Source organism: Psychrobacter sp. KH172YL61 (assembly GCF_007182895.1).
Taxonomy (GTDB): Bacteria; Pseudomonadota; Gammaproteobacteria; order Pseudomonadales; family Moraxellaceae; genus Psychrobacter; species Psychrobacter pacificensis.
This window is the reverse complement of the sequence record NZ_AP019516.1, coordinates 1,507,187-1,528,797: the sequence shown is the minus strand read 5'-3', so window position 1 is coordinate 1,528,797 and position 21,611 is coordinate 1,507,187. Positions and strand designations below refer to the sequence as shown.

Below are 21,611 nucleotides of genomic sequence, written 5' to 3'. Positions count from 1 at the left end.
ACCGTAAGACCATTATTATCACAACTGTTATTAAAATTATTATTGGTCGAGCTTACAATATAAAGGACATAGTGCATACGACCATGTCCTTTATGGGGTGCTTAATGACTGACTGTACGATTAACTGCTTCAACCAGTTTTAGTGGTTAGCGCACTAGCAGTTCTTATATACGTAGCAGGCGATTACTGCGGCGCATTAACAGCCAACTGATCAAACACACCGCCATCACTGAAGTAGGTGCTCATGATCTCATCCCATGTGCCAAAGGCATCGTTCGGGCGGAAAGTTTCAACAGGTGGCAATTTGTCACTGTTTTTGTCAAGAACGCTCTTAACGCTAGGACGTAAGTATAAATCGGCTGCTAGTTGCTGAGCAGGCTCACTCCACAAGTAATCAAGATACGCTTTGGCCGCGTCTGTGGTACCTTTTTTGTCTGTTACCGTCTTCACAACTGCCACAGGGCTTTCTGATTTGATTGAGTATTTTGGATAAACGATATCTACTTGACCCGCACCAAAATCAGTCGCTGCAAGGTTGGCCTCGTTTTCAAAAGTGACCAATACATCACCGATACCGCGCTGTACGAAAGTCGTTGTCGCGGCACGTCCGCCGTTTTCATAGACTTTGACATTTTTTAGCATGTCTTTGACGTAGCCTTGAGCTTTTGTTTCATCTTGATTAAAAGCATGTAGACCATAACCGTAAGCGCCTAAGAATGCATAACGACCGTTACCTGTGACCTTTGGATTGGCCATGACAATCTCAACACCGTCTTTGGTCAAATCTTCCCAGTCTTTGATATTTTCTGGATTGTCTTTACGTACCAAAAATACGATCGTACTGGTAAACGGCACTGCGTTATCAGGGAATTTGCTTTCCCAATCTGACTCAACCAAGCCTTTTTTCTCAAGTAGCTCGATATCAGAGCCTTGGTTCATGGTGGCAACATCGGCTTGTAGACCATTTGCGACAGACAATGCTTGCTTACTTGAGCCGCCATGTGACTGCTTGATTAGAATCTTGCTGTCTGGATGCTCAGCTTTATAGTGCTCAACAAACAAAGGGTTGTAGTCTTTATAGAAGTCACGTGCCACATCGTATGAGACATTGAGTAGCTCAATATTCTGCCCTTCTGTCGTCGCTGAACCGTCAGCTGCCGCCTCAGTAGTCTCACTGTTGCTACAGCCAGCTAGACCCAATGTCAGAGCAACGCCAGCAATGCTCAAGGCACTAAGGGTTTTACTCTTTTGTTGATAACGAGCTACGTCTGTCATAAATACCTCAAAGATGTCTGTTGTGTAATGCAAGTATGCTAACAGCGCCATCTTATTATGTTTAATGATGAATATGCGTATGTTATTGCCAAAAGGGAATAACAAGCAGGCAAAGCCAATCATATCAATAATTTATGAAAATTATATACGCATAACCAACTGTTTTCTGATTTTAACATTGGATACGTCTTATCTATCTTGTCCGTGTTTCACTGATAACGGCCAAGACAGATCATTCTACAAGCCAGAAATTAACGACTACTTAGTACTTGCCAGCTGATCGAAACGACCACCGTCTACAAAGAAAGTATCCATAATCTCTGCCCATGGGCCAAAGACGGCGACAGGCTCAAACGTTTCAATATCAGGTAATGTGTCCTTGTGGGCGGCAAGTATTTGCTCATCACTCGGACGCATATACATTTTTGCCATCAGCTCTTGTGCAGGCTTGTCCCACAATCCTTTTAGATAGGCACTTGCCGCTTCGGTCTTGCCCGCTTTATCAGTCACTGCCGTGACGACTGCTACTGGGTTGGCAATCGTAATCGTGTAACTGGGATAGACAATATCGACCTGACCCATGGCAAATTGCTGAGCGGCCAAATTCGCCTCATTTTCGGTGGTGATGAGTACATCACCTAGACCGCGCTGGGTAAAACTGGTCGTCGCAGCACGTGCGCCATTGTCATAAGTGACCACGTTTGCCAACAGCTTTTTGATAAAGTCATTGGTTTTAACAGGGTTGTCGCTACTGTTTTCTTTGAATTGGTGCAAGCCATAGCCATAAGCACCCAAAAAGGCATAACGCGCTGTACCACTGGTCTTGGGATTGGGCGTGACCACATCGATATCGTTACGGGCTAAATCTGACCAATCCTGAATGTTTTTTGGATTACCTGCACGAACCAGTAGCACCATAGTGCTGGTGTACGGCACAGCATTATTGGGTAGTGCCTGCTGCCAATCAGAAGCGACTAAACCTTTTCCACCAACAGATTCATATCACTTTCTTGGTTAAAGGTGACCACATCTGCTTGCAAACCATTGGCAACAGAGAGCGCCTGCTTGCTTGAACCGCCATGCGACTGATTGATATTTACTTTGCTGTTTGGATGGGCTTTTTGATAGTCAGTGCTAAATAGCGCGTTATATTCTTTATAAAAGTCGCGAGATACATCATAGGAGACATTGAGTAGATTGACATCCTGCGTCTCACCATTAGCGTTGTTTTCTGCCTCGTTTTGCGCCTCTTCGGTTGGACTACAACCTGTCATCATGATCGCTGCTGCGAGCATGCCGCTAGTGGTAAGTACCCGCGCTTTTATGTGTTTATTATTGGTTGGCTGGATGCTAGCCATGCGGAATTTTTGGAATTTTTTTTGCATGATGCTCTCGATAAAGGTGGTAGAAGCGTGTTGTCAAAATTTTGACCATCATCATAGGGCTTACAATCATTTGAGCTTGGTTCTTTTGACTTTTACTCTGTTGATTTCGGTTTTCGGATGATGAAAGCTATGCTAGCAGCATAAATAGCAAACGCTTAGTGACGAATCCGCTTATCAAGTCTTGATGTTGGCATAAGCACTTAGCATGTGCTTTTAGGAAATTATGGGAAACGTGAGGTAAATCATTGCAGGCAGGCTTATTAAATAGGCTATAATTTAGCTAGGCTGTACCCTCATTCTATATGGTAGGGCCCATGCGCCAATGCTATATCCATTTTACCGTCTTATTTAACCAAAGGCCTTTTTATGACTCTTTCGTCCCATCGCTTACATTCTATTGCAGCATTAACATTGATAGCCACTACCCTAGCTGCCGTAACAGGTTGTCATAATGTGACGCCCGCGGTGAAGAGTTCTGCGAACAATGCTGTAGCGGTTTATTCAATTCCAGTGGATGTTATGAAAGACTATATTTCTGGTGATTATGCTTCTGCGGATTATGACAAACGCGCACAAGGCTATGACTGGGTTGGCGTCATGGTGCGTGCAGAGAGTGACCAACAAATCGATATAAAAGTTCGCTCGCGTAGCGATATCAAAAAACAGACTTGTCAGTTTGATGGTAAGGCGACATTAATGGGGCAAGACGCGGCACACGGTACAATTTTTCAGGCACAGGCAAATGACAGCACCGTCTTTTTCAATTTAAAGACAATATGCTGACGATTGATAGCCCAAATAAATATGCGCTGAATTACTTTTGCTCAGGCGGTGCCTCACTTGCGGGAGAATATCAAAAACTGACAGAAGATTTAGCGATTTGATAGCTCACGCTAACTGCGGTGAGAGATGCTAAAAATGACAAAAACAAAAGGTGCCAGACCATAAGTCTGACACCTTTTTTATGCTTGAAGATTTTAAAACTATCTTAAACTGCAGAAGCGCCAGTCAGCTTAACCTCAGCGCGTTCTTCTTTAGCAATACCGGCATAGTAATTACGCAAAATCTCTAGCACTTCTGGACGGCTAAAGTTGTCGGGTACCTCCAGATCTTCTGATAGCGCTTTACGCAGTTTAGTGCCTGAGACTTTGACGTGCTCGCTTGCATCGTGCGGGCAAGTTTTATCAGAGGCCATCGCTTGACACGCATTACACCAAAAGGTCCAGCCAATTTTTAGCGGCTGGGTGATGAGATCGTCTTTGCCAACCTGTTCAAAAATGGTTTGTGCATCAAACGCGCCATAGTAATCGCCCACACCAGCATGATCGCGACCAACGATCAGATGACTACAGCCATAGTTTTGGCGGAATAACGCATGTAATAAGGCTTCACGTGGACCAGCATAGCGCATATCTAATGGATAACCCGCTTGAATGACTGTGTCTTGTTTGAAGTAATTATCAATCAAGGTTTTGATGGCTTCTTGACGCACTTCTGCTGGAATATCACCTGGTTTTAGTGCGCCGAGCAATGAATGAATCATCACGCCATCGCAGATCTCAATTGCGATTTTGGCCAGATATTCATGTGAGCGGTGCATCGGGTTACGCGTTTGGAAAGCCGCCACAGTCTTCCAGTTTTTCTCTTCAAAGATTTGACGCGTTTGCGCGGGCGTTTTATAGATACCAGGATAACGCGTTGGGAACTCGCCCTCGCTCAGTACTTCTACGCTACCTGCAATATTGACCTCATCTTGATCCAACACTTGCTGGACGCCTGGATGCTCTGGATCTGTGGTGGTAAATACTTGCTGACACTCGTGTTCTTTATCAATGGTATAGGTCTCTTCTACTGTTAAGATGCCCATAACTTCACCATCTTGTGCGACCAATGCCACTTTGTCGCCTTGACTCAAACTATCCGCCGTCGCTTTTGGTGCAGACAAGGTGATCGGAATGGGCCAAAACAAACCTTTATTATCCCCACTTTGCAAGCGCATGTTGTCAACCACACCTTGCCAATCAGCTTTATTCATAAAGCCATTTAATGGTGTAAAGCCGCCAATACCGAACATGATCAGATCACCACGCTCGCGTGAGCTTAAGGTAATGGTTGGTAAGGTGCTGGCAAGCTCTAGGGCTTGCTTGCGTGCTTCGCCTTCTAACAACAGTGGCTTTAGCTCGGCACTGCCATGTGGTGGAACCAACTTTGATTGAGTTTGGCTTTGGGTCTGAATCTGGGTCTGAGACATATCGTTATTAAAACCTCTTATTAGAAAGAATGGTTGGAAGAGATGAGCAAAAATACGAAAGTGATTAAATATACAAAACTGAGAAGAAAGCCGTCGATAGATAAGAAGTAGCGTACTAGTGATCAGGCGTTAAATTTGATAAGCATAGGCTACCTAACTTTCGTTATGAAAATTTATGCTGTGTTTGGATATGGATATGTCTGAAAGGAATTTATGTTTATAGATAGAAGCTTATATGATGTGACCCTGAATTGTTTAAATTGCGATTTGTGGTAAAGTCTATCACCTACGAGCACAGATATTAGATTGCTGCCATCGCTGCTTTTAAGACCAAAAACAAAACTGAGATTACGTCATGTATCAATATAATTACGCTGACCAGACGTTAGTAGACGAACGAGTTGCCCAATTTCGCGACCAAACCGCACGATTTTTGGCAGGTGAGCTGCCAGAAGAGCAGTTTTGCCACTGCGATTGCAAAACGGCTTGTATATCCAGCGTTATGCACCGATGCTCCGTATTGCCATTCCTTACGGCTTGCTTGCCAGCTATCAGCTACGCAAATTGGCTGAGATTACCCGCAAATACGACAAAGGCTACGGGCATTTCACGACTCGTACCAATATTCAGCTGAACTGGCCAAAACTAGAAGAAGTGCCAGACATTTTGGCAGAATTGGCAACGGTACAGATGCATGCCATCCAAACCTCAGGCAACTGTATTCGTAATACCACAACCGATCCTTACGCTGGTATCCATAAGGAAGAAATCGCTGATCCACGTCCTTATTGCGAAATCATTCGTCAGTGGTCAACCTTCCACCCTGAGTTTGCTTTTTTTACCACGTAAATTTAAAATTGCAGTCATCGGTACCGAAGCGGATCGTGCGGCAACGCAAGTACATGATGTGGGTCTGCACGTCGTTACCAATGACGCAGGCGAGCTTGGCTTTGAAGTGATCGTTGGTGGTGGCTTAGGACGTACGCCTATTATTGGTAAAACAATTCGCAAGTTCTTACCGCGCGAGCATTTGCTCAGTTATCTTGATGCGATTTTGCGCGTCTATAATTTGCATGGTCGTCGTGACAATAAATACAAAGCCCGTATCAAGATTTTGGTCGACAGCTTAGGCGGCGATCAGTTTGCCAAACTGGTAGAAGCTGAGTGGGAGGCGCACACCAAAGACGGTCCGCTGACCTTGACGGATGACAATTTTGACACCGCTGCCAGCTACTTTAGCATGCCTGATTATCAATCATTTGATGCGCTCGCAGTACAGTCTGAGTTACAACAACAACTAAACGCTGATAAAGACTTTGCCAATTGGTATAACCAGAATACTGTGGCACATAAGGTGGACGGTTACCGTGCGGTCGTAATCTCTTTAAAAGCCGGACTGGTGGACGGTCGTTATGTGCCATCAGGTGACTTGAGCGATGCGCAAATGGATGCGCTTGCCGATTTGTCTGATCGTTATAGCTTTGGTGAGTTGCGCGGTACGTATCAGCAAAATCTGGTATTCGCTGATGTGCAAACCAATGAGCTTTATGAATTGTGGCAGCAGTTGTCAGATTTGCATTTAGCACGTGCCAATATCAACACCCTAACCGACATGATTGTCTGCCCAGGTTGGGATTATTGCTCACTGGCCAATGCGACTACGCACAATATCGCTGAGCAAATCGAAAAGCAGTTTGATGATTTAGATTACTTGTATGATCTTGGTGATATTCGCCTAAACATGTCAGGCTGCATGAATGCCTGCGCCCACCATCACACAGGTGATATCGGTATCTTGGGTGTGGACAAAAAGGCGAGCACTGGTATCAGATTAGCCTTGGCGGTAACTCTAGTAATGACGCCAAATTGGGCAAAATCTTAGGAAAAGCGGTGCCAGCGGATGATGTGGCCAGCACCTTACAAACCATTTTAGATGTGTATCTCGATATACGCGGCACTAACGAACAAGATGTTGAGGGTTTTGGTGACGTGATTGACCGCGTTGGTATCGCCCCCTTTAAGGAGAAGGTCTATGGCTAATCATCATGTGCTCGATAGCCATGGCGCAGACATCAGTGGCGAAGATACTTGGCAAGCACTAGCGACAGCGCAGCTGCCTGACGGTATCGCGTTATCAAACCTGACCTTACTTGAGCTGTTACACAAACAAGAAAAAGTTGATGTACTTGTCCCATTAGCAGATTTATTAAATGCTGATGGAAAACTGGCAAACGGTTTGCTCGCGCAAGTATTTGATATCCTCAAGCAGCACAGCAGCCGATTGGGTGTGTGGATCACATCCAACACCGATGCTGATGATCTGTCTGATGTAAAAGACTTTTTATTGACGCAAGACTTGATCGTCATTCATGTCCCAAGTTTTGTGGATGGTCGCGGTTTTAGTTTTGCACAGACTCTGCGTCAGCTCGGTTATGAAGGTGATATTCGCATGGCAGGCGCGTTTGGTCGTGATCAAATCGCTTATTTGCTGCGCGCTGGTGCTACTAGCTTTGTACTCAATGAGCATGATGCTAAATCTGATATTAGCCAAGCCTTCACTGCCCTAGCCAGTAGCTATGATGGTCGAGACGCTTCAGCATTACCGATGTTCTCAAAAACCTAAACTCGATTTTTATATTAACAATTATTAAGGAATGTATTATGAGCCAATTACACCCAAACCTAGATATCGACCAAGCAAACCAAGATTTGCAAGGTAAATCACCTGAGCAAATCGTTGAGTGGGCATTGACGCAAGCCAAAAACCCAATCATCACCACCAACTTCCGTCCTTATGAGTCAGCGATCTTGCATTTGGTTGCCAAGCAGCGCCCTGACATCACGGTATTGTGGGTAGATTCAGGCTATAACACCGATGCGACCTATCAATTTGCCAACAAATTGATTCGTGATCTTGATCTCAACGTCGTGACTTATATCCCAAAACAAACCGCTGCACACCGTGATTCAACCATGAATGGTATCCCAGGCATTGATAACCCGCAACATGGCGAGTTTACTGAACAAGTGAAACTTGAGCCATTCCGCCGCGCCCTTGCTGAGCTAAAGCCTGACGTATGGTTTAACGCGATTCGTAAAGACCAAACCGAGTTCCGTCAAGGGCTTGATGTACTTAGCTTATCAAAAGACGGTGTATTGAAAGTAGCGCCATTGTTTGAAAAAACCGATGCTGATTTGGACGTGTACTTAGATGAGCACAACTTGCCAAACGAGCATGACTACTTTGATCCAACTAAGGTAGAAGAAAGCCGTGAGTGCGGTCTGCACACGCAGCTGTAATTTTATTTTAGTGTTTTTCTGAATGAAAAAAGCCCTTTCTTTAATTTAAGAGAGGGCTTTTTTATGATTGACGATCATATTTGCAACTACTAAAGCTATTTGCGACCTAAATAATAGCGCCGCCACCTCATCGCGTCCTGTGACGACGACTTTAGCACCTTCATTAGCAAACGCCTTTGCCGTCGCCGCGCCCAACCCTGAAGTGCCACCAAATATAATCGCCACTCTGTCTTATAGTTTCATAGTATGCTTACTCTTTTTAAATATTGTGAATTATTGATATACGATTAATGATCTTAAGACATGCTAGCACACCCTAATTTTGGGATATGTTAGCGAGTATTAGATAATTTATTGATTTAAGAAAGTCATTTAATCTATTCCTATTAGCCAGAAAAATATCAATTAATATTTCAAAAATGAATATACTAATGCCAATTCATTAGGTGAGAGTGTGTCTGTGATACCTCATAATGGCGGCATTCCTTATATCTTTTCTACTTTTATAATAAATAATCCAATATATGGTGACACTATGAACACCTTCCCGCTATTTTTTTAAATTAGAAGGCCGTAAAGTGCTCATCGTGGGCGGCGGCGAAGTGGCACTGCGTAAAGCGGACTTGCTCAGCCGTGCTGGCGCGTGCATTACGATTCTTGCGCCTGATATCAGCCACGAAATACGAGAGTTACTGAGCGACAATAAGCACGAGTTGATTGAAAAAACTATCACAAATCCTATATGTCAGGCGCTCGCGTGATCATTGCCGCGACTGACGATGAAGCGCTTAACCATGAGATTTACGCAGATGCGACTGAGCTAAATATCCCGGTCAATGTGGTCGATACGCCGCCATTGTGCGATTTTATCTTTCCAGCCATTATTGATCGTAACCCTATTGTCATCGGCATTTCATCAAATGGTAAAGCGCCTGTATTGGCACGGCTATTACGGGCACGCCTTGAGACCTTAATCCCGCAAGGCTATGGTAAATTGGCCAAGCTGGCAGGAGATTTTCGCAGCGAGGTAAAGTCCAAAATACCAACGCTGACGGGACGCCGCCAATTTTGGGAGCGTGCGTTTGAGGGTCAAGTCAGCCAGTTGATGTTTGCTGGTAATGAAACCGAAGCGGCTGCTCAGTTGCAAGCGGATTTAGATAGTACTGCCGCTGCTATTCATGATAAAGCCCATGCTGCGGAAAATACAACGCCTACGCTATCAGACGAGTCAGAAAAAAATCACCCCCGTAGGCGAAGTCTATATCGTTGGCGCAGGCCCTGGTGACCCAGAGCTTTTGACATTTAAAGCGCTGCGTTTGATGCAGCAAGCAGATATTGTCTACTATGACGCATTGGTATCTCCACAAGTGCTGGATCTTTGCCGCCGTGATGCAGACAAAGTGTTTGTCGGTAAAAAACGCAGTAACCATACTGTCGCGCAGCTTGGCATCAATGAGTTATTGGTCAATAGCGCCAAAGAAGGTCGGCGTGTGGTTCGATTAAAAGGTGGCGATCCATTTATCTTTGGTCGTGGCGGTGAAGAAATTGAAAGCCTGCGCGCTCATGGTGTGCCGTATCAGGTCGTACCAGGGATCACCGCTGCCAATGCCGCTGCTAGCTATGCTGGCATACCCTTAACTCACCGTGACCACTCACAGTCCGTACGTTTTGTGACAGGATTCTTGAAGGCAGGCACGCCCAACAACAACTTTAAAAACTTCTTGAACACCGATGAGACGGTGGTCTTTTATATGGTCTGCATTCGCTGGCGCGCTTGACTGAAGGCTTGGTTGACGCTGGTCGTAGCGCTGATACGCCAATTGCCATTGTCTCTAATGCCAGTATGCCCAATCAGCAAGTCCTAACAGGTACGCTTGCCAGCATCGTCAGTCAGCAAGAAACCGCTCAGCTGCCGACGCCTGCCCTGCTTATTATGGGCGACGTGGTCAGCTTGCATCATGATTTGGCTTGGTACAATTTACAAAATCAGCAGCACAACCAAAGCAGCGATGATATAGCTAAAAACTGGTTACGTGAAGGCTCAAGAGGTGAAGCAGTCAAACAGTCCATAGATCAACAAGCTCATGCGCTATCGATGATTGCAAATCTTGCGACAAATTCAGGGGACGATCTAGAGCACCTCATCATCGATTAATCCTCTGTGTTTTATTATTACCTGTACCGCAAAGCGACCCTGTCAATTATCTATTGGTAGGGTTTTCTTTTGCAACAGAGAAAACCTCAACGATTCTTGCTAGAATGGAAGCTACCTAATTAATGTTCTGACGTTTAATGATAAGCCAAACTATGCCCCTATCTATTGCTTCTAAATATATCTCTGTTAGACCTTTAAAAATATTGCACACGTCCGATTGGCACTTGGGGCGCAGGCTCTATGGCCGTATGCGTTATGATGAGTTTGCAGCGTTTTTGGGCTGGCTTGAAACCACCATTAGCGAGCAACACGTCGATGTACTGATTGTCGCCGGTGACATTTTGACACCATGACACCGAGCAACCGAGCGCAGGCTCTGTATTATGAGTTTTTGGGGCGAGTCTCACGCTCCTGTTGCCAGCATATCATCATCGTCGCAGGCAATCATGACTCACCGACATTTTTGGATGCGCCAAGCAATGTGCTCAAATTTTTGAATGTCCATGTGATTGGGACTGCTTGTGATGATTTAGAAGATGAGGTATTGGTCTTAGGTGATGATGATAACAATCCTCATTGCATTATCGCCGCTGTACCCTACCTGCGCGACCGTGATGTACGTAGCAGTAGCGCTGGCGAGTCTGCGGATAGCAAAGACGCCAATGTTATCAAAGGTATTCGCGCCCACTATGATGAAGTAGCAGCGATTGCTAGAGAACAGCAGGCCAAATTAATAAAAGCTCATCAACGGCATATCCCTATCATTGCCACAGGTCATCTATTCGCCGCTGGTGGCAAAACAACCGATGATGACGGCGTGCGCGATCTCTATGTTGGCTCACTTGGCAAAATCTCCGCTGATATGTTTGATGAGGGTTTTGACTATGTCGCCCTTGGGCATTTGCATGTCCCGCAGCGGGTCGGCGGCCGTGAGACCATTCGCTATTCAGGCTCGCCGATTGCCATGGGTTTTGGTGAGGCGCGCCAGCAAAAACAAGTGTTGCTCATACAGTTTGGCGCAGTAAAAAACGAGTTTAGTGATAAAAAACCAATGTCAAACAATACCGCTGCTCGTACCATTGCAAGCAATGCGCCTCAGATCACCCGTACAGTTGCTACAATTGAAACATCGGTAGAAAAAGCGGCTAAAAAAGTAGCCAATCAGACGAGTGGTTTTATGGATGATTTGTTTGGCTTTGATGATTCAGTAAACAATGAGGGCCGCGACAAAAGCAATGTAGACGAACACCATGTAAAGCAAGAAAGCAAGGTTGATGACCTCAATTCAAATGATGTTGACTCAAAATGACCTCTCCACCGCAGCGACTACATTTTGACAAATCATGTCAGATGCAGATCGCTTCCTTACCTATTCCCACGTTTCAAAAACTGGCACAAGTCTCAGGTGATCTACAGTCTATCCAACAGAAAATTGATAGTACTGCTCAGTCTTTAGATGACACGGAGTCTGTTTGGCTCGAAGTGATTTACACAGGTGACGAGCTGGTCAGCGAGTTACGTGAGCATATCCAGGCGATGGTAGATGGCTTGCGGTGTGAGGTACTAAAAATAAAAAATACCCGCACTTATAATAAAGTGCTAAACCAGCAGCAAACCTCTGAGACACTACAAGACTTGGATGAGGGAAGAGGTGTTTGAGCGCTGTCTGCTTCTGAACAAGGTCGCAGATGAACAAAAAAACGCCCTGCGAGAAGCCTATCAGCAAATCATATATAACTTGCGTCATGAAGACACTCAGGCGGAATAACAGCCGCTCATGTCAACTACTTTGATAACCACTCTATAGACCTATCTAAAAATAAGACCTGCTCATGCGACTGATTGAACTGCGACTAAAAAATCTCAACTCCCTAAAAGGCGAATGGCACATTGACTTTAGTGATCCTGCTTTTTTGAATGAAGGCATCTTTGCCATTACTGGGCAAACAGGCGCTGGCAAGACCACCATCTTAGATGCGATTTGTCTGGCGCTATATGGTGAAACACCAAGGATCAACAGTATCAGCAAAAGCAGCAATGAAGTAATGACGCGGCAAACAGCGGAATGCTTCGCTGAAGTCGTGATTGATTTAAATGGTGAGCAGTACCGCTGCCGTTGGGGACAGCGCCGTGCTTATAATAAGGCAGATGGCAATCTGCAAGACGCCACCTCATGAAATTGCTAAGATAAACGTTGATGACTCATCAAAAAAAGATGAGCTGTTAGAGAGCACGCTAAAACATACCAAAAATAAAATAATTGAACTGACTCGGATGGACTTTCAGCAGTTCACTCGCTCTATATTGCTGGCTCAGGGCAGTTTTTCAGCTTTTTTGAAGGCAAAAGCTGACGAGCGTGCCGATATTTTAGAAAAAATTACAGGCACTGATATTTATGCCACCATTTCAACACATGTTCATAATAAGAAGCGCACTGAAGAAGAGATATTGAGTAAACTGCAATATGGTTTAGATGGCTTGGCACTTTTAGATACCGAAGAAGAAGGTCAATTAAGAGCCGATTTGCAGTCATATCAAAGCACCCAGAGTACGCAGCAGCGAGAAATTCAAGATTTGGTCGAAAAGATAAAGTGGCTAGATAGCGTCACAGAATCAAAAGAAAAACTGAACACTTATCAAAATGATCTAGCGCAGGCTCAGCAAGCTCAGCAAGACTTTATCCATGACGCTACCCGCTTAACCGCTGCCAATAAGGCGTTGGAGATTGATAGTCAATACGGAAAGCTTGCCTCTGACCGCAATAATCTAAAACGTTTACAAAATGAACAGCAAGGAATTAACGATACGCTGCCGCAAACACAGAATAACTTACACCAAGCGAACGTGCTGCTAGATACCGTAAAAACTCGCGTACAAGCCGCTGATGAGGCGCTGCGATCCACCTTACCTAATATTAGAGAAGCGCGTAGGCTAGATATCGACATTACGCAGCAAACGCAGGGATTAAAAGAAGCGCAGCAAAGGGAGAATACTTTATCGGACCATACTCAGCGCTTACGCCTAGAGATTGATCACCATCAACAACAAGCAGTACAAAATAAATCCCAATTAGCAGATATAGCGCGCAATCTTAATGGTGCAAATGACTTAAATGACATCGACGGCGATATTGCTAATTTTAAGAGTTATTGCACCAGTTTAAAAGCACTACTCCAAGACAATGCTGATTTAAATATCAACAAGGCCAACCAAAAACACAATACAGACCAGTATCAAAGCCATCTTAGAACCTTGTATCCACTACAAAAGGATCAAGCGGCTAAAGAAAAAGCTCTGCAAGCTCAGATCGAGGAATTACAACAAAAGCAAGCCGAATTAATTGAAAGACAGTCTCTACCTGAGATACACAGCGAACAAGAACAGATAGATGGCCTCGATCGTCAGCTTGAACAAATAGAGTCAAAAGCAGATAAGCTCAATGAGCTTCGCGCACAGATCAAAGATATAGACACTGAGCTACCAGTAATACAAGACGATCTGGTAGTGCTGGCTGATATCATTACTAATAAATCATCCACTATCCAATCCACTAAAGACAAGCGGCAAGACAAACAAACACAGTTATATCTACTACAAAAAGTAGCCACTCTAGAAAGCCACATTGCTGATCTAAAAGACGGTCATCCTTGCCCGCTGTGCGGATCGCTTGAGCATCCTTATGGCGCAAACCACCCGCATTTGATATCAGATACCGAAGCAGATCAGATTCAGCAACAAATGATAGAGCTGGACACCACCATATCCGATTTGGAAAACAGCTTATCTGTACATCGTATCAGTCAAGCAACCAAACAGCAGCAGCTTGAGCGACAGCAAAATCAGAAAAACCTACTACAAGATCAAGCACAAAAACTGGCAGCTGATATCAAGCAGTCAGTGAGTTTAGTCCTGAAGGAAAACTACTCACCTTTTATCGCGGCAATGATACAACCATTGCAGCAATTTGAGACACATGTAGATATAATACCGGTGTTAAAGAGCACTCAACATCAATTGACCGAACGTAAAGCATCACTTAAAGGCACGCTGTCCAATTATCAGAGGCTTGGCGGAGAAGCTCGCTACCATGCGCGAGGACATTAGCGCATTAGCACAACAGCAGCATAAGCTGGCAAGCGATATTAATGGGATTGAGACGAATATCAAAATAACATCCGTGAGTATAAATAATACAGATAAACACATTCACGATAATTTCTCTGAATTAACCACCCTTAAAAATGACATCATTCAGCTCTTAGAAAGATACGCGGCTGGCACGTTTCAGTCAAACGCAATCGCGCAGATACGCGCCTCGAAGCCAACTTTACATCCCCCTGATGGAAAGTATTGATAGCCAAGTTATCCTAAACGAGGCGGATTATCATACGCATATCACGACATTGCGTCAGCAGCACGCAGCGCTTATAACCATAAAAAATGAGCTTAATAATTATAAAGAGCATCAGCAAAAGCTAGCGACAGAACTAGGCGGTCTAGAAATACAGATCGATACCAAACAAACCCAGTTGGATAAAGACCAACAGGAGCTTGATAGTCTGGTTCAACTCGTGATTGAAAAAATAAAGGCGCTTGAGCAGCTACAAACACACAGAGTCAATGTCTTCGCCGACAAAGATCCCGATGCAGAAGAGCAGCGTTTGCGCGAGGCATTAGAACAAGCGAAAACCGATCAGTCCGTTGCCCAAAGACAACTAGACAGTGCTGAATACACGCTCAAGCAGCTAAAAGACCAACGAGAGCAGATCACCCAGCAAATCAAAGCAGCAGCTGATACCGTGCAGGTTCTAGAAAACCAGTTCCAAACGGCACTTGCCTCCTCCAGCTTTGATACGGAAGCAGAATTTTTGGCGGCGCGCTTGCCTATGGATGAGCGTAATGCACTCAAACAGCAGCAAGAACGTATTGATTATGCACACAAGCAAGCGCAATCCTTATTGAAAGAAACCGAGAAAGCATTAGAAGATAAGCAAGCTAATCCGCTGACAACAGACGATAAAGAAACGCTTATCCAGCAGCAAGCGCAAGTCCAAGAGAAGTTTAATAGCTGCATTGAGTCAATTGGTGCAATCAGTCAGCAGTTACGAGACAATGAGGATAAGAAAAGCACGCAACAGGCACAGATTGATGCCATCAATGCCCAAAAGAGAAGTTACAAGTGTGGCAACAGCTACATAAATTGATTGGCTCGTCTGATGGCAAAAGTATCGTACCTTTGCTCAAGGACTTACCTTTGATCTGATGGTTAATCATGCCAACACTCAGCTGCAAAAATGAGTGATCGCTACCTGCTGGCTCGTGATGACAATAGCCCGCTTGAGCTCAACGTCATTGACAATTATCAAGGTGGCGAGATTCGTAGTACCAAAAATCTCTCAGGCGGTGAAGGCTTTATCATCAGTCTGGCGCTCGCATTAGGCTTGTCACAAATGGCGAGCCAAAATATCCGCGTGGACTCGCTATTTTTGGATGAAGGTTTTGGTACCTTGGATGAAGAGTCTTTGGATATTGCGCTAGATACGCTGACCAACTTGCAACAAGAAGGAAAATTAATCGGGGTGATATCCCATGTACAGGCGCTAAAAGATCGTATCTTAACCCAAATTAAGGTCGAAAAGCTCTCAGGCGGCTTTAGCCGAATTAGTGGTCAAGGATGTCACAAAGTTGTCAGTGAAAAAGCCTCGTAATTTAAGCTATTCAGTTTGCTACTTTCTACTCTACTTTCGATTAAACGATTTTGTTTAGACAATAAAAACCACCAAACATTAAGAACGGTGGTTTTTTGAACTTACAGATATTTATTTCTTAATGAGTAACTGATTATTTAGTGACTAAACCACTCAGCTCACTCATTAGTACTGACAGCGTTGACAGACCAATTTGATCTTCTTCATTGTTGCTATGCAGCTCATCTAACTTATTCATCTCTGTCGTGACTGCTGCAAGCTGATCGACGTGTCTTGCTTTCCATTCACTAAATGCTTGCTTGGCATCTGGTTTAGACAGTACCGCATCCATTGGTAGGCGCAAGCTACGTGACAACTCGTTCACTAACGCATGGCGTGCACGGCGATCCCAGTAGTCTTGCTGCGGTAAATTGGCAATATTGTCCATCATCCAATCTAACTGCAACACTTGATAGGCTTCAAAGTATAGGGTTGCAATCTCATCAACAGGACGCTCATATTGCTCAGCTAGCAATGCAGCATCAAGCGCATCGACATGATACGGTAGCATCGCAAATAAGGTAGCATCGTTGTCAGACAGATCTTTTTGCATCAAACGCTCGGTGTCTTCTTGCAGATACTGTGCAAACTGCTGCTCAATAAAGCCACTTTGCTTAGTCAGTTTTTCAACACTATCGCTAAAGCGGCTAATCATATCAGCAACTTGCAAGTTTTGACCGAAGGCGTTGATGAACCAGACCACACCGCGCTCAAGCGCATCACGTAGACGCAGCTCAAGGTTCAGCAGTAGTGTTGCTTCAACTTGGTTATCTAGTGCTTCTAATGCTTGCCAAGCGCGCGATACGTTGAATACATCACGGCTAATCGCATAACCACGCACGATAGTCGCTAGGGATTGATCGGTTTCCTCAAACAGACGGAATAGCGCCTCAATACCTAAGCGGTTGACCACACTGTTGGTCAAGTAAGTGCTGATGATTTCACGATGCAAGCGGTGCTCAGTCATCTCATCAAAAAGCGTGATGCAAGCTCATCTGGGAAGTACTTACGTAGCTCGTTAATGAAGTACGGATCATCTGGTAAATCAGATGATAACAGATTGTCATAGACCCACATTTTGCCATAAGCCAAGACGACGGCGAGCTCAGGATTGGTCAGACCGGTATCTGCTTTTTGACGCTTCGTAATCTCTTCGTCTGATGGTAGATACTCAATTGCACGATCCAGGCGCCCTTCACTCTCTAACATTTGGATGAAGCGCTGATGATCGCTTAGATTGGCTGCGGCGCGAATATGACTCAGCTCAATGGCTTGTGGTTGCAAGTAGTTCTGACGTAGTACCAATTCTGCTACGGTGTCAGTCATACTCTCAAGCAATTCATTACGCTGCTTCAGCGTCATATCGCCTGCTCGACCACTTTGCCAAGTAAGATTTTGATATTGACTTCATGATCCGAGCAGTTTACACCGCCTGAATTATCGATGGCATCTGTATATATGCGTCCGCCCGTTTGAGCGTATTCGATACGACCTTGCTGGGTTAGACCTAAGTTACCACCTTCACCAACGACGGCTGCACGTAGCTCATTACCATCGATACGTAGCGAATCATTGGCACGATCGCCAACATCGGCATGCGTCTCATTTGCACTTTTGACATACGTACCGATACCACCATTCCAAATCAGATCGACAGGCGCACGTAATAACGCACTGATCAAATCGTTCGGTGTAAGGCTGTCTGCACTGATATCAAAGAGCGATTTCATCTCAGGACTGATAGCGATAGTCTTGTCTTGGCGCGAGAATATCCCACCACCTTGACTGATCAATGATGCTTCATAATCTGCCCATGATGAGCGCGGTAGCTCAAACAAGCGTGCGCGTTCCGCGTATGAGGCCGCCGTGTCTGGATTAGGATCAATAAAGATATGCAGGTGGTTAAAGGCAGCAACGAGCTTAGTATGCGTTGAGAGCAGCATACCATTACCGAATACATCCCCACTCATGTCACCAATACCGACCACGGTAAAGTCATCACGGTTTTGGATATCCATACCGCGCATACGGAAGTGACGTTTGACCGACTCCCAACCACCGCGCGCTGTGATACCCATGGCTTTATGGTCATAACCTACTGAACCACCTGAAGCAAAAGCATCATCCAGCCAGAAGTTGTACTCTGCTGCGAGTGCATTGGCGATATCAGAGAAAGTCGCTGTGCCTTTGTCCGCTGCGACAACCAAGTACGGATCATCTTCATCATAGCGTACAGTGTTGGCTGGCGGGACGATCGTTCCATCAACGATATTGTCAGTCACATCAAGCATACCGCGTAGGAATGTCTGATAACAGGCAATGCCTTCTGCTTGGAACGCTTCACGACCATCAGCCATGCTTTTGGTTTTGACAATAAAGCCGCCTTTAGAGCCAACAGGGACGATTACTGCGTTTTTGACCATCTGTGCTTTGACAAGGCCAAGTACTTCGGTACGGAAATCTTCCATACGATCTGACCAGCGCAGACCACCACGGGCGACTTTGCCACCACGTAGATGCACCGCTTCAACGCGCGGTGAATACACAAATATCTCAAACATGAGCTTTGGTTTAGGCAGATTTGGAATGTCTGCTGCCAAGAACTTAAACGACAAACGATCTTTGCGTTGACCGTCGCAATCTACTTGATAGAAGTTGGTACGTACCATCGCATTGATCAAATCTAAGTACCAGCGCAAGATACGATCTTCGTCTAGGCTATCGACATCTACTAACGCAGCAGTGATTTTCTCTTGAATTTTCGTTGTTTTTTCTTGGCGCGTCTCATCACTATATTCAGGGTTCATGCGCGCATCGAACAAGCTACCCAATGCCACACTGATATCACTGTTTTTAACAACAGTTTGCTGAATATAAGCACTGGAGAATGGCGCACGAGCTTGTAGCATATAGCGAGACAGCGCACGTAATACGACGACATCGTAAGTGTCGAGCTTGGTCGTTAGTACCAACTCATTGAACGAATCGCTCTCAACACGGCCTGCCCAAATTTGCTTGAGACTATCTTCGAACTGACCACGCACGACTTGCATATTGACCGTATCGACATGCTCTAGCGTCAGCTCGTACTCTGCATCCAAATAGGCTGCTCTGGCAAATCAAACTCATAAGTTTGTGCTGAGATAACCGATACACCAAAGTTTTCAAGTATTGGTAGTACTTTTGACAAGATAACAGGCTGCTCGCGACCGTATAGCTTTAGGTGAAGTTGGTTACGTGCATCGCCTGTCGAGTGGTATAAATGCCAAATCATTGGGTTTTCTGCGGTCAGTCCCGCCAGACGCTTCGTATCTTCGACTGCGGTACGAGCATCAAAACGCTCTTGGTAAGCTGCAGGAATATAGTCTAAAAAGCGACGAGTCAAAGCGTTGGCTTGTTGCTCACCCACATTATCGAGTAGCATTTTTGATAATTATCATCCCATGACTGCATAAGTGCTGACAATTTGGCTTCCAGTGTCGCGATATTAACGTCATTCACTTGACCTGGGACTGTACGCACATGGACATGGACGCGGGCGTGCGCAGATTCATTGAATTCAGTGGTAAAACCTGAAGACAGACCGTTATAAGCATCTTTTAGAACGTTTTGTACTTTGATGCGTAGCTCAGTGTTGAACTTATCACGTGGAATATAAACCAAGCACGAGACAAAACGTTGGTAATGGTCGATACGGCTAAATAAGCGTAAGCTCTTTTGTCTTGTAATTGGCTAATACCTGAGACAATTGGGTACAGCTCTTCGACGCTGGCTTGGAACAGATCATCACGTGGCAAGGTATTAATCACATGCATCAATTTATGATAAGCATGACCACCACGTGGCAATTCTGCCATGGCCATAATCTTGTTGGCCTTTTCGCGTAGTAGCGGTATTTGCTGTACGGTAAGCTGATACGCTTGTGATGTCAGCAAACCGATAAAGCGATACTCACCAATCAATTTACCATTATCATCGAACTTATGGATACCCAAAAAGTCCATATATACCGAGCGATGTATCGGAGATACACGGCTTGATTTAGACAGCATCAACACGCGCGGCTCAGTTAATAATTGTTTTAGCCCTTTAGGCAGTTGATTGAAGCTTTCTGATATTTTGTCTTCTTCTGAACCGCGCAATAGACCAAGACCGCTATTACCAATGGCAAATAAATCCAAATTAGTAGGTTCGGCGACTTCGATTTCGTGACCGCCTTCTAAACGGTACTCGCGATAACCTAAGAAGATAAAGTGGTCATCTAATATCCAATCTAAAAATGCTTGGATTTCTTGTTGTGAGTAGAACACTTCTGGCAGTGGTTTGCTAGACAGCTCAGCTTTAATGTCATTTAACTGCGCACGCATTTGTTTCCAGTCACCAACGACAATATCAAGCGTGTCAATTTTAGACATAAGCATTTGTTGTAATGCTTCCAAGTTTTCATTATCTTGATACGCAATTTCACAATGAATCAACGACATATGAGAAGTGGCACTTTCATGTGCGCCTTCAACATAAGTAATCTGGCCGTCCTCATCGCGTTTAACACTTACGATGATATTGTAAGTACGATGCACATCGATACCTTCAGCTTCAAGGCTCATCAAGATCGTATCGACTAAAAATGGTCTATCATATGCCACGATCTGAATGACCGTGTGCGAGCTATGAAAGTGCTGCTCTTCTGCTAAGGGATTCAATACTGCCAGTTGTGGTTTGCTGCAATCATAGGCTTTGAGCAATGTAAAGTGATGTAGCGCCATGCCCGCCAAATCAGCATTACTGATCGCCTCTGCAGTTTCTTGATGCAGCGGCTCATAGTAGCTATGGATAAAATGATCAAATAGCGATTTGTCTTTTTGTACATAACTGGTAGCAATATCGCTTATCTGGCTAATGCGCTCTTTTGCGATACTGAGGGAGTTTGGCATTGTCCTTCGTCCTTTTATAGGTTTGGTTTATCTATTTATGTTTATCAATCTGTGTTAATTACCGTCATTGCATATAGGGCTTTATATAGTCAATCAATATTAAAAGTGGTATAAGGCAGACGAGTGCAAGTACTACGGTAGTAGGCTAAACGAGTCTAACGCTGTAACACTTTAATAGTGGTTCGACTATAACTTGTGATGCAATGGCAATATATCCAGTCACGCGACTTATTCTTTTATTATGACGTCTAAAGACTTTCTCCTTTTTACTCTTATTTTTATGAATATGTAGCCATCAGGATTTAATGCCATCAATATAGTGAAGTTTAACGCACCTGCGGCGCGAGCTAAAGCGTACAACATCATTTCATGAATCAACGACATGTCGATAACCTTTGCTAATGAGACAATGATGTTCAATGCCATAGCATTAGCATTCGAGATTAGGTGCTGGCAAGTGGATACTCATAGTAATCAATACTGTTTTTTTGTTAGAATATGCCGATATATCTACGAGCGTACGAATAGCTCATTATTAACTTTAATGCTAAGGGCAAGAGGTAT

The 21,611-nt window shown here is 44.6% G+C and carries 18 protein-coding genes and 5 pseudogenes; 12 read left to right on the top strand and 11 right to left on the bottom strand.

Annotated features, from left to right (window positions below; all coding sequences use genetic code 11):
• Positions 1-183 precede the first annotated feature (183 nt).
• A complete protein-coding gene (locus tag PKHYL_RS08130) occupies positions 184-1,275 on the bottom strand; it encodes a sulfate ABC transporter substrate-binding protein (protein WP_093071053.1) in 1,092 nt (363 codons plus the stop codon).
• Positions 1,276-1,533: 258 nt separating this feature from the next.
• A pseudogene (locus tag PKHYL_RS08125) lies at positions 1,534-2,633 on the bottom strand (sulfate ABC transporter substrate-binding protein).
• Between the two features lie 393 nt (positions 2,634-3,026).
• Here PKHYL_RS08125 and PKHYL_RS08120 point away from each other — a divergent pair.
• Positions 3,027-3,443, top strand: a complete 417-nt coding sequence (locus PKHYL_RS08120; protein WP_240366434.1) for a hypothetical protein — start codon at positions 3,027-3,029, stop codon at positions 3,441-3,443.
• A gap of 205 nt (positions 3,444-3,648) precedes the next feature.
• On the opposite strand, the gene sat is transcribed toward PKHYL_RS08120, so the two are convergent.
• Positions 3,649-4,911: a sulfate adenylyltransferase gene (gene sat / locus PKHYL_RS08115; protein ID WP_071001581.1), complete on the bottom strand. Its 1,263-nt coding sequence runs from the start codon at positions 4,909-4,911 to the stop codon at positions 3,649-3,651.
• Positions 4,912-5,373: 462 nt separating this feature from the next.
• On the opposite strand from sat, the gene PKHYL_RS18760 reads away from it, so the two are divergent.
• From PKHYL_RS18760 to PKHYL_RS08100, 4 genes and pseudogenes are all read left to right on the top strand, one after another.
• Positions 5,374-5,760 carry a nitrite/sulfite reductase gene (locus PKHYL_RS18760; protein ID WP_442966139.1) on the top strand — a complete coding sequence of 129 codons (387 nt, stop codon included), beginning with the start codon at positions 5,374-5,376 and terminating at the stop codon, positions 5,758-5,760.
• Positions 5,741-6,951, top strand: a pseudogene (locus PKHYL_RS08110) (nitrite/sulfite reductase). Before PKHYL_RS18760 ends, PKHYL_RS08110 begins: the two are co-directional and overlap by 20 nt.
• Complete coding sequence (locus tag PKHYL_RS08105; protein WP_240366433.1) at positions 6,944-7,534, top strand: DUF934 domain-containing protein; 591 nt, start codon at positions 6,944-6,946, stop codon at positions 7,532-7,534. The pseudogene PKHYL_RS08110 and the gene PKHYL_RS08105 overlap by 8 nt, the downstream one beginning before the upstream one ends.
• A 38-nt stretch (positions 7,535-7,572) precedes the next feature.
• Positions 7,573-8,211 carry a phosphoadenosine phosphosulfate reductase domain-containing protein gene (locus PKHYL_RS08100; protein ID WP_058025150.1) on the top strand — a complete coding sequence of 213 codons (639 nt, stop codon included), beginning with the start codon at positions 7,573-7,575 and terminating at the stop codon, positions 8,209-8,211.
• A gap of 45 nt (positions 8,212-8,256) precedes the next feature.
• Here the strand turns inward: PKHYL_RS08100 and PKHYL_RS08095 are convergent, their stop codons facing one another.
• The gene (locus PKHYL_RS08095; protein WP_240366432.1) at positions 8,257-8,436 is read right to left on the bottom strand and encodes an SDR family NAD(P)-dependent oxidoreductase; all 180 of its coding nucleotides are present in this window, start codon (positions 8,434-8,436) and stop codon (positions 8,257-8,259) included.
• Positions 8,437-8,746: 310 nt separating this feature from the next.
• On the opposite strand from PKHYL_RS08095, the pseudogene cysG reads away from it, so the two are divergent.
• The 7 genes and pseudogenes from cysG (at position 8,747) to PKHYL_RS08040 (ending at position 16,074) form a co-directional block, all read left to right on the top strand.
• Positions 8,747-10,366 (top strand): annotated as a pseudogene (gene cysG / locus PKHYL_RS18755) (siroheme synthase CysG).
• Positions 10,367-10,518: 152 nt separating this feature from the next.
• Positions 10,519-12,134 (top strand): annotated as a pseudogene (locus PKHYL_RS18750) (exonuclease SbcCD subunit D C-terminal domain-containing protein).
• 64 nt (positions 12,135-12,198) lie between these two features.
• The gene (locus tag PKHYL_RS08060; RefSeq protein WP_240366426.1) at positions 12,199-12,543 is read left to right on the top strand and encodes an AAA family ATPase; all 345 of its coding nucleotides are present in this window, start codon (positions 12,199-12,201) and stop codon (positions 12,541-12,543) included.
• Positions 12,515-14,470: a hypothetical protein gene (locus PKHYL_RS08055; protein WP_240366425.1), complete on the top strand. Its 1,956-nt coding sequence runs from the start codon at positions 12,515-12,517 to the stop codon at positions 14,468-14,470. Before PKHYL_RS08060 ends, PKHYL_RS08055 begins: the two co-directional genes overlap by 29 nt.
• A complete protein-coding gene (locus PKHYL_RS08050) occupies positions 14,454-14,720 on the top strand; it encodes a hypothetical protein (protein ID WP_240366424.1) in 267 nt (88 codons plus the stop codon). Before PKHYL_RS08055 ends, PKHYL_RS08050 begins: the two co-directional genes overlap by 17 nt.
• Positions 14,707-15,570 carry a hypothetical protein gene (locus PKHYL_RS08045; protein ID WP_240366423.1) on the top strand — a complete coding sequence of 288 codons (864 nt, stop codon included), beginning with the start codon at positions 14,707-14,709 and terminating at the stop codon, positions 15,568-15,570. Before PKHYL_RS08050 ends, PKHYL_RS08045 begins: the two co-directional genes overlap by 14 nt.
• A 90-nt stretch (positions 15,571-15,660) precedes the next feature.
• Positions 15,661-16,074: an SbcC/MukB-like Walker B domain-containing protein gene (locus tag PKHYL_RS08040; RefSeq protein WP_240366422.1), complete on the top strand. Its 414-nt coding sequence runs from the start codon at positions 15,661-15,663 to the stop codon at positions 16,072-16,074.
• Positions 16,075-16,207: 133 nt separating this feature from the next.
• Here the strand turns inward: PKHYL_RS08040 and PKHYL_RS17445 are convergent, their stop codons facing one another.
• The 7 genes and pseudogenes from PKHYL_RS17445 to PKHYL_RS08030 form a co-directional block, all read right to left on the bottom strand.
• On the bottom strand, positions 16,208-17,080 hold the full coding sequence (locus PKHYL_RS17445) for an NAD-glutamate dehydrogenase domain-containing protein (protein ID WP_269778305.1): 873 nt from the start codon (positions 17,078-17,080) through the stop codon (positions 16,208-16,210).
• Complete coding sequence (locus PKHYL_RS18115) at positions 17,077-17,190, bottom strand: hypothetical protein (protein ID WP_332835967.1); 114 nt, start codon at positions 17,188-17,190, stop codon at positions 17,077-17,079. The genes PKHYL_RS17445 and PKHYL_RS18115 overlap by 4 nt, the downstream gene beginning before the upstream one ends.
• 243 nt (positions 17,191-17,433) lie before the next feature.
• A pseudogene (locus PKHYL_RS17440) lies at positions 17,434-19,166 on the bottom strand (NAD-glutamate dehydrogenase domain-containing protein); the annotation flags it as partial.
• 26 nt (positions 19,167-19,192) lie between these two features.
• Positions 19,193-19,537 (bottom strand): hypothetical protein, encoded by a 345-nt coding sequence (locus PKHYL_RS18110; protein WP_332835953.1) that lies wholly within the window; start codon positions 19,535-19,537, stop codon positions 19,193-19,195.
• A complete protein-coding gene (locus tag PKHYL_RS18105) occupies positions 19,495-19,776 on the bottom strand; it encodes a hypothetical protein (RefSeq protein ID WP_332835952.1) in 282 nt (93 codons plus the stop codon). The genes PKHYL_RS18110 and PKHYL_RS18105 overlap by 43 nt, the downstream gene beginning before the upstream one ends.
• Positions 19,713-21,047, bottom strand: coding sequence for a hypothetical protein (locus tag PKHYL_RS17435; protein WP_332835951.1), 1,335 nt, complete (start codon positions 21,045-21,047; stop codon positions 19,713-19,715). The genes PKHYL_RS18105 and PKHYL_RS17435 overlap by 64 nt, the downstream gene beginning before the upstream one ends.
• A gap of 228 nt (positions 21,048-21,275) precedes the next feature.
• Complete coding sequence (locus PKHYL_RS08030; protein WP_240366421.1) at positions 21,276-21,473, bottom strand: hypothetical protein; 198 nt, start codon at positions 21,471-21,473, stop codon at positions 21,276-21,278.
• Positions 21,474-21,611 lie beyond the last annotated feature (138 nt).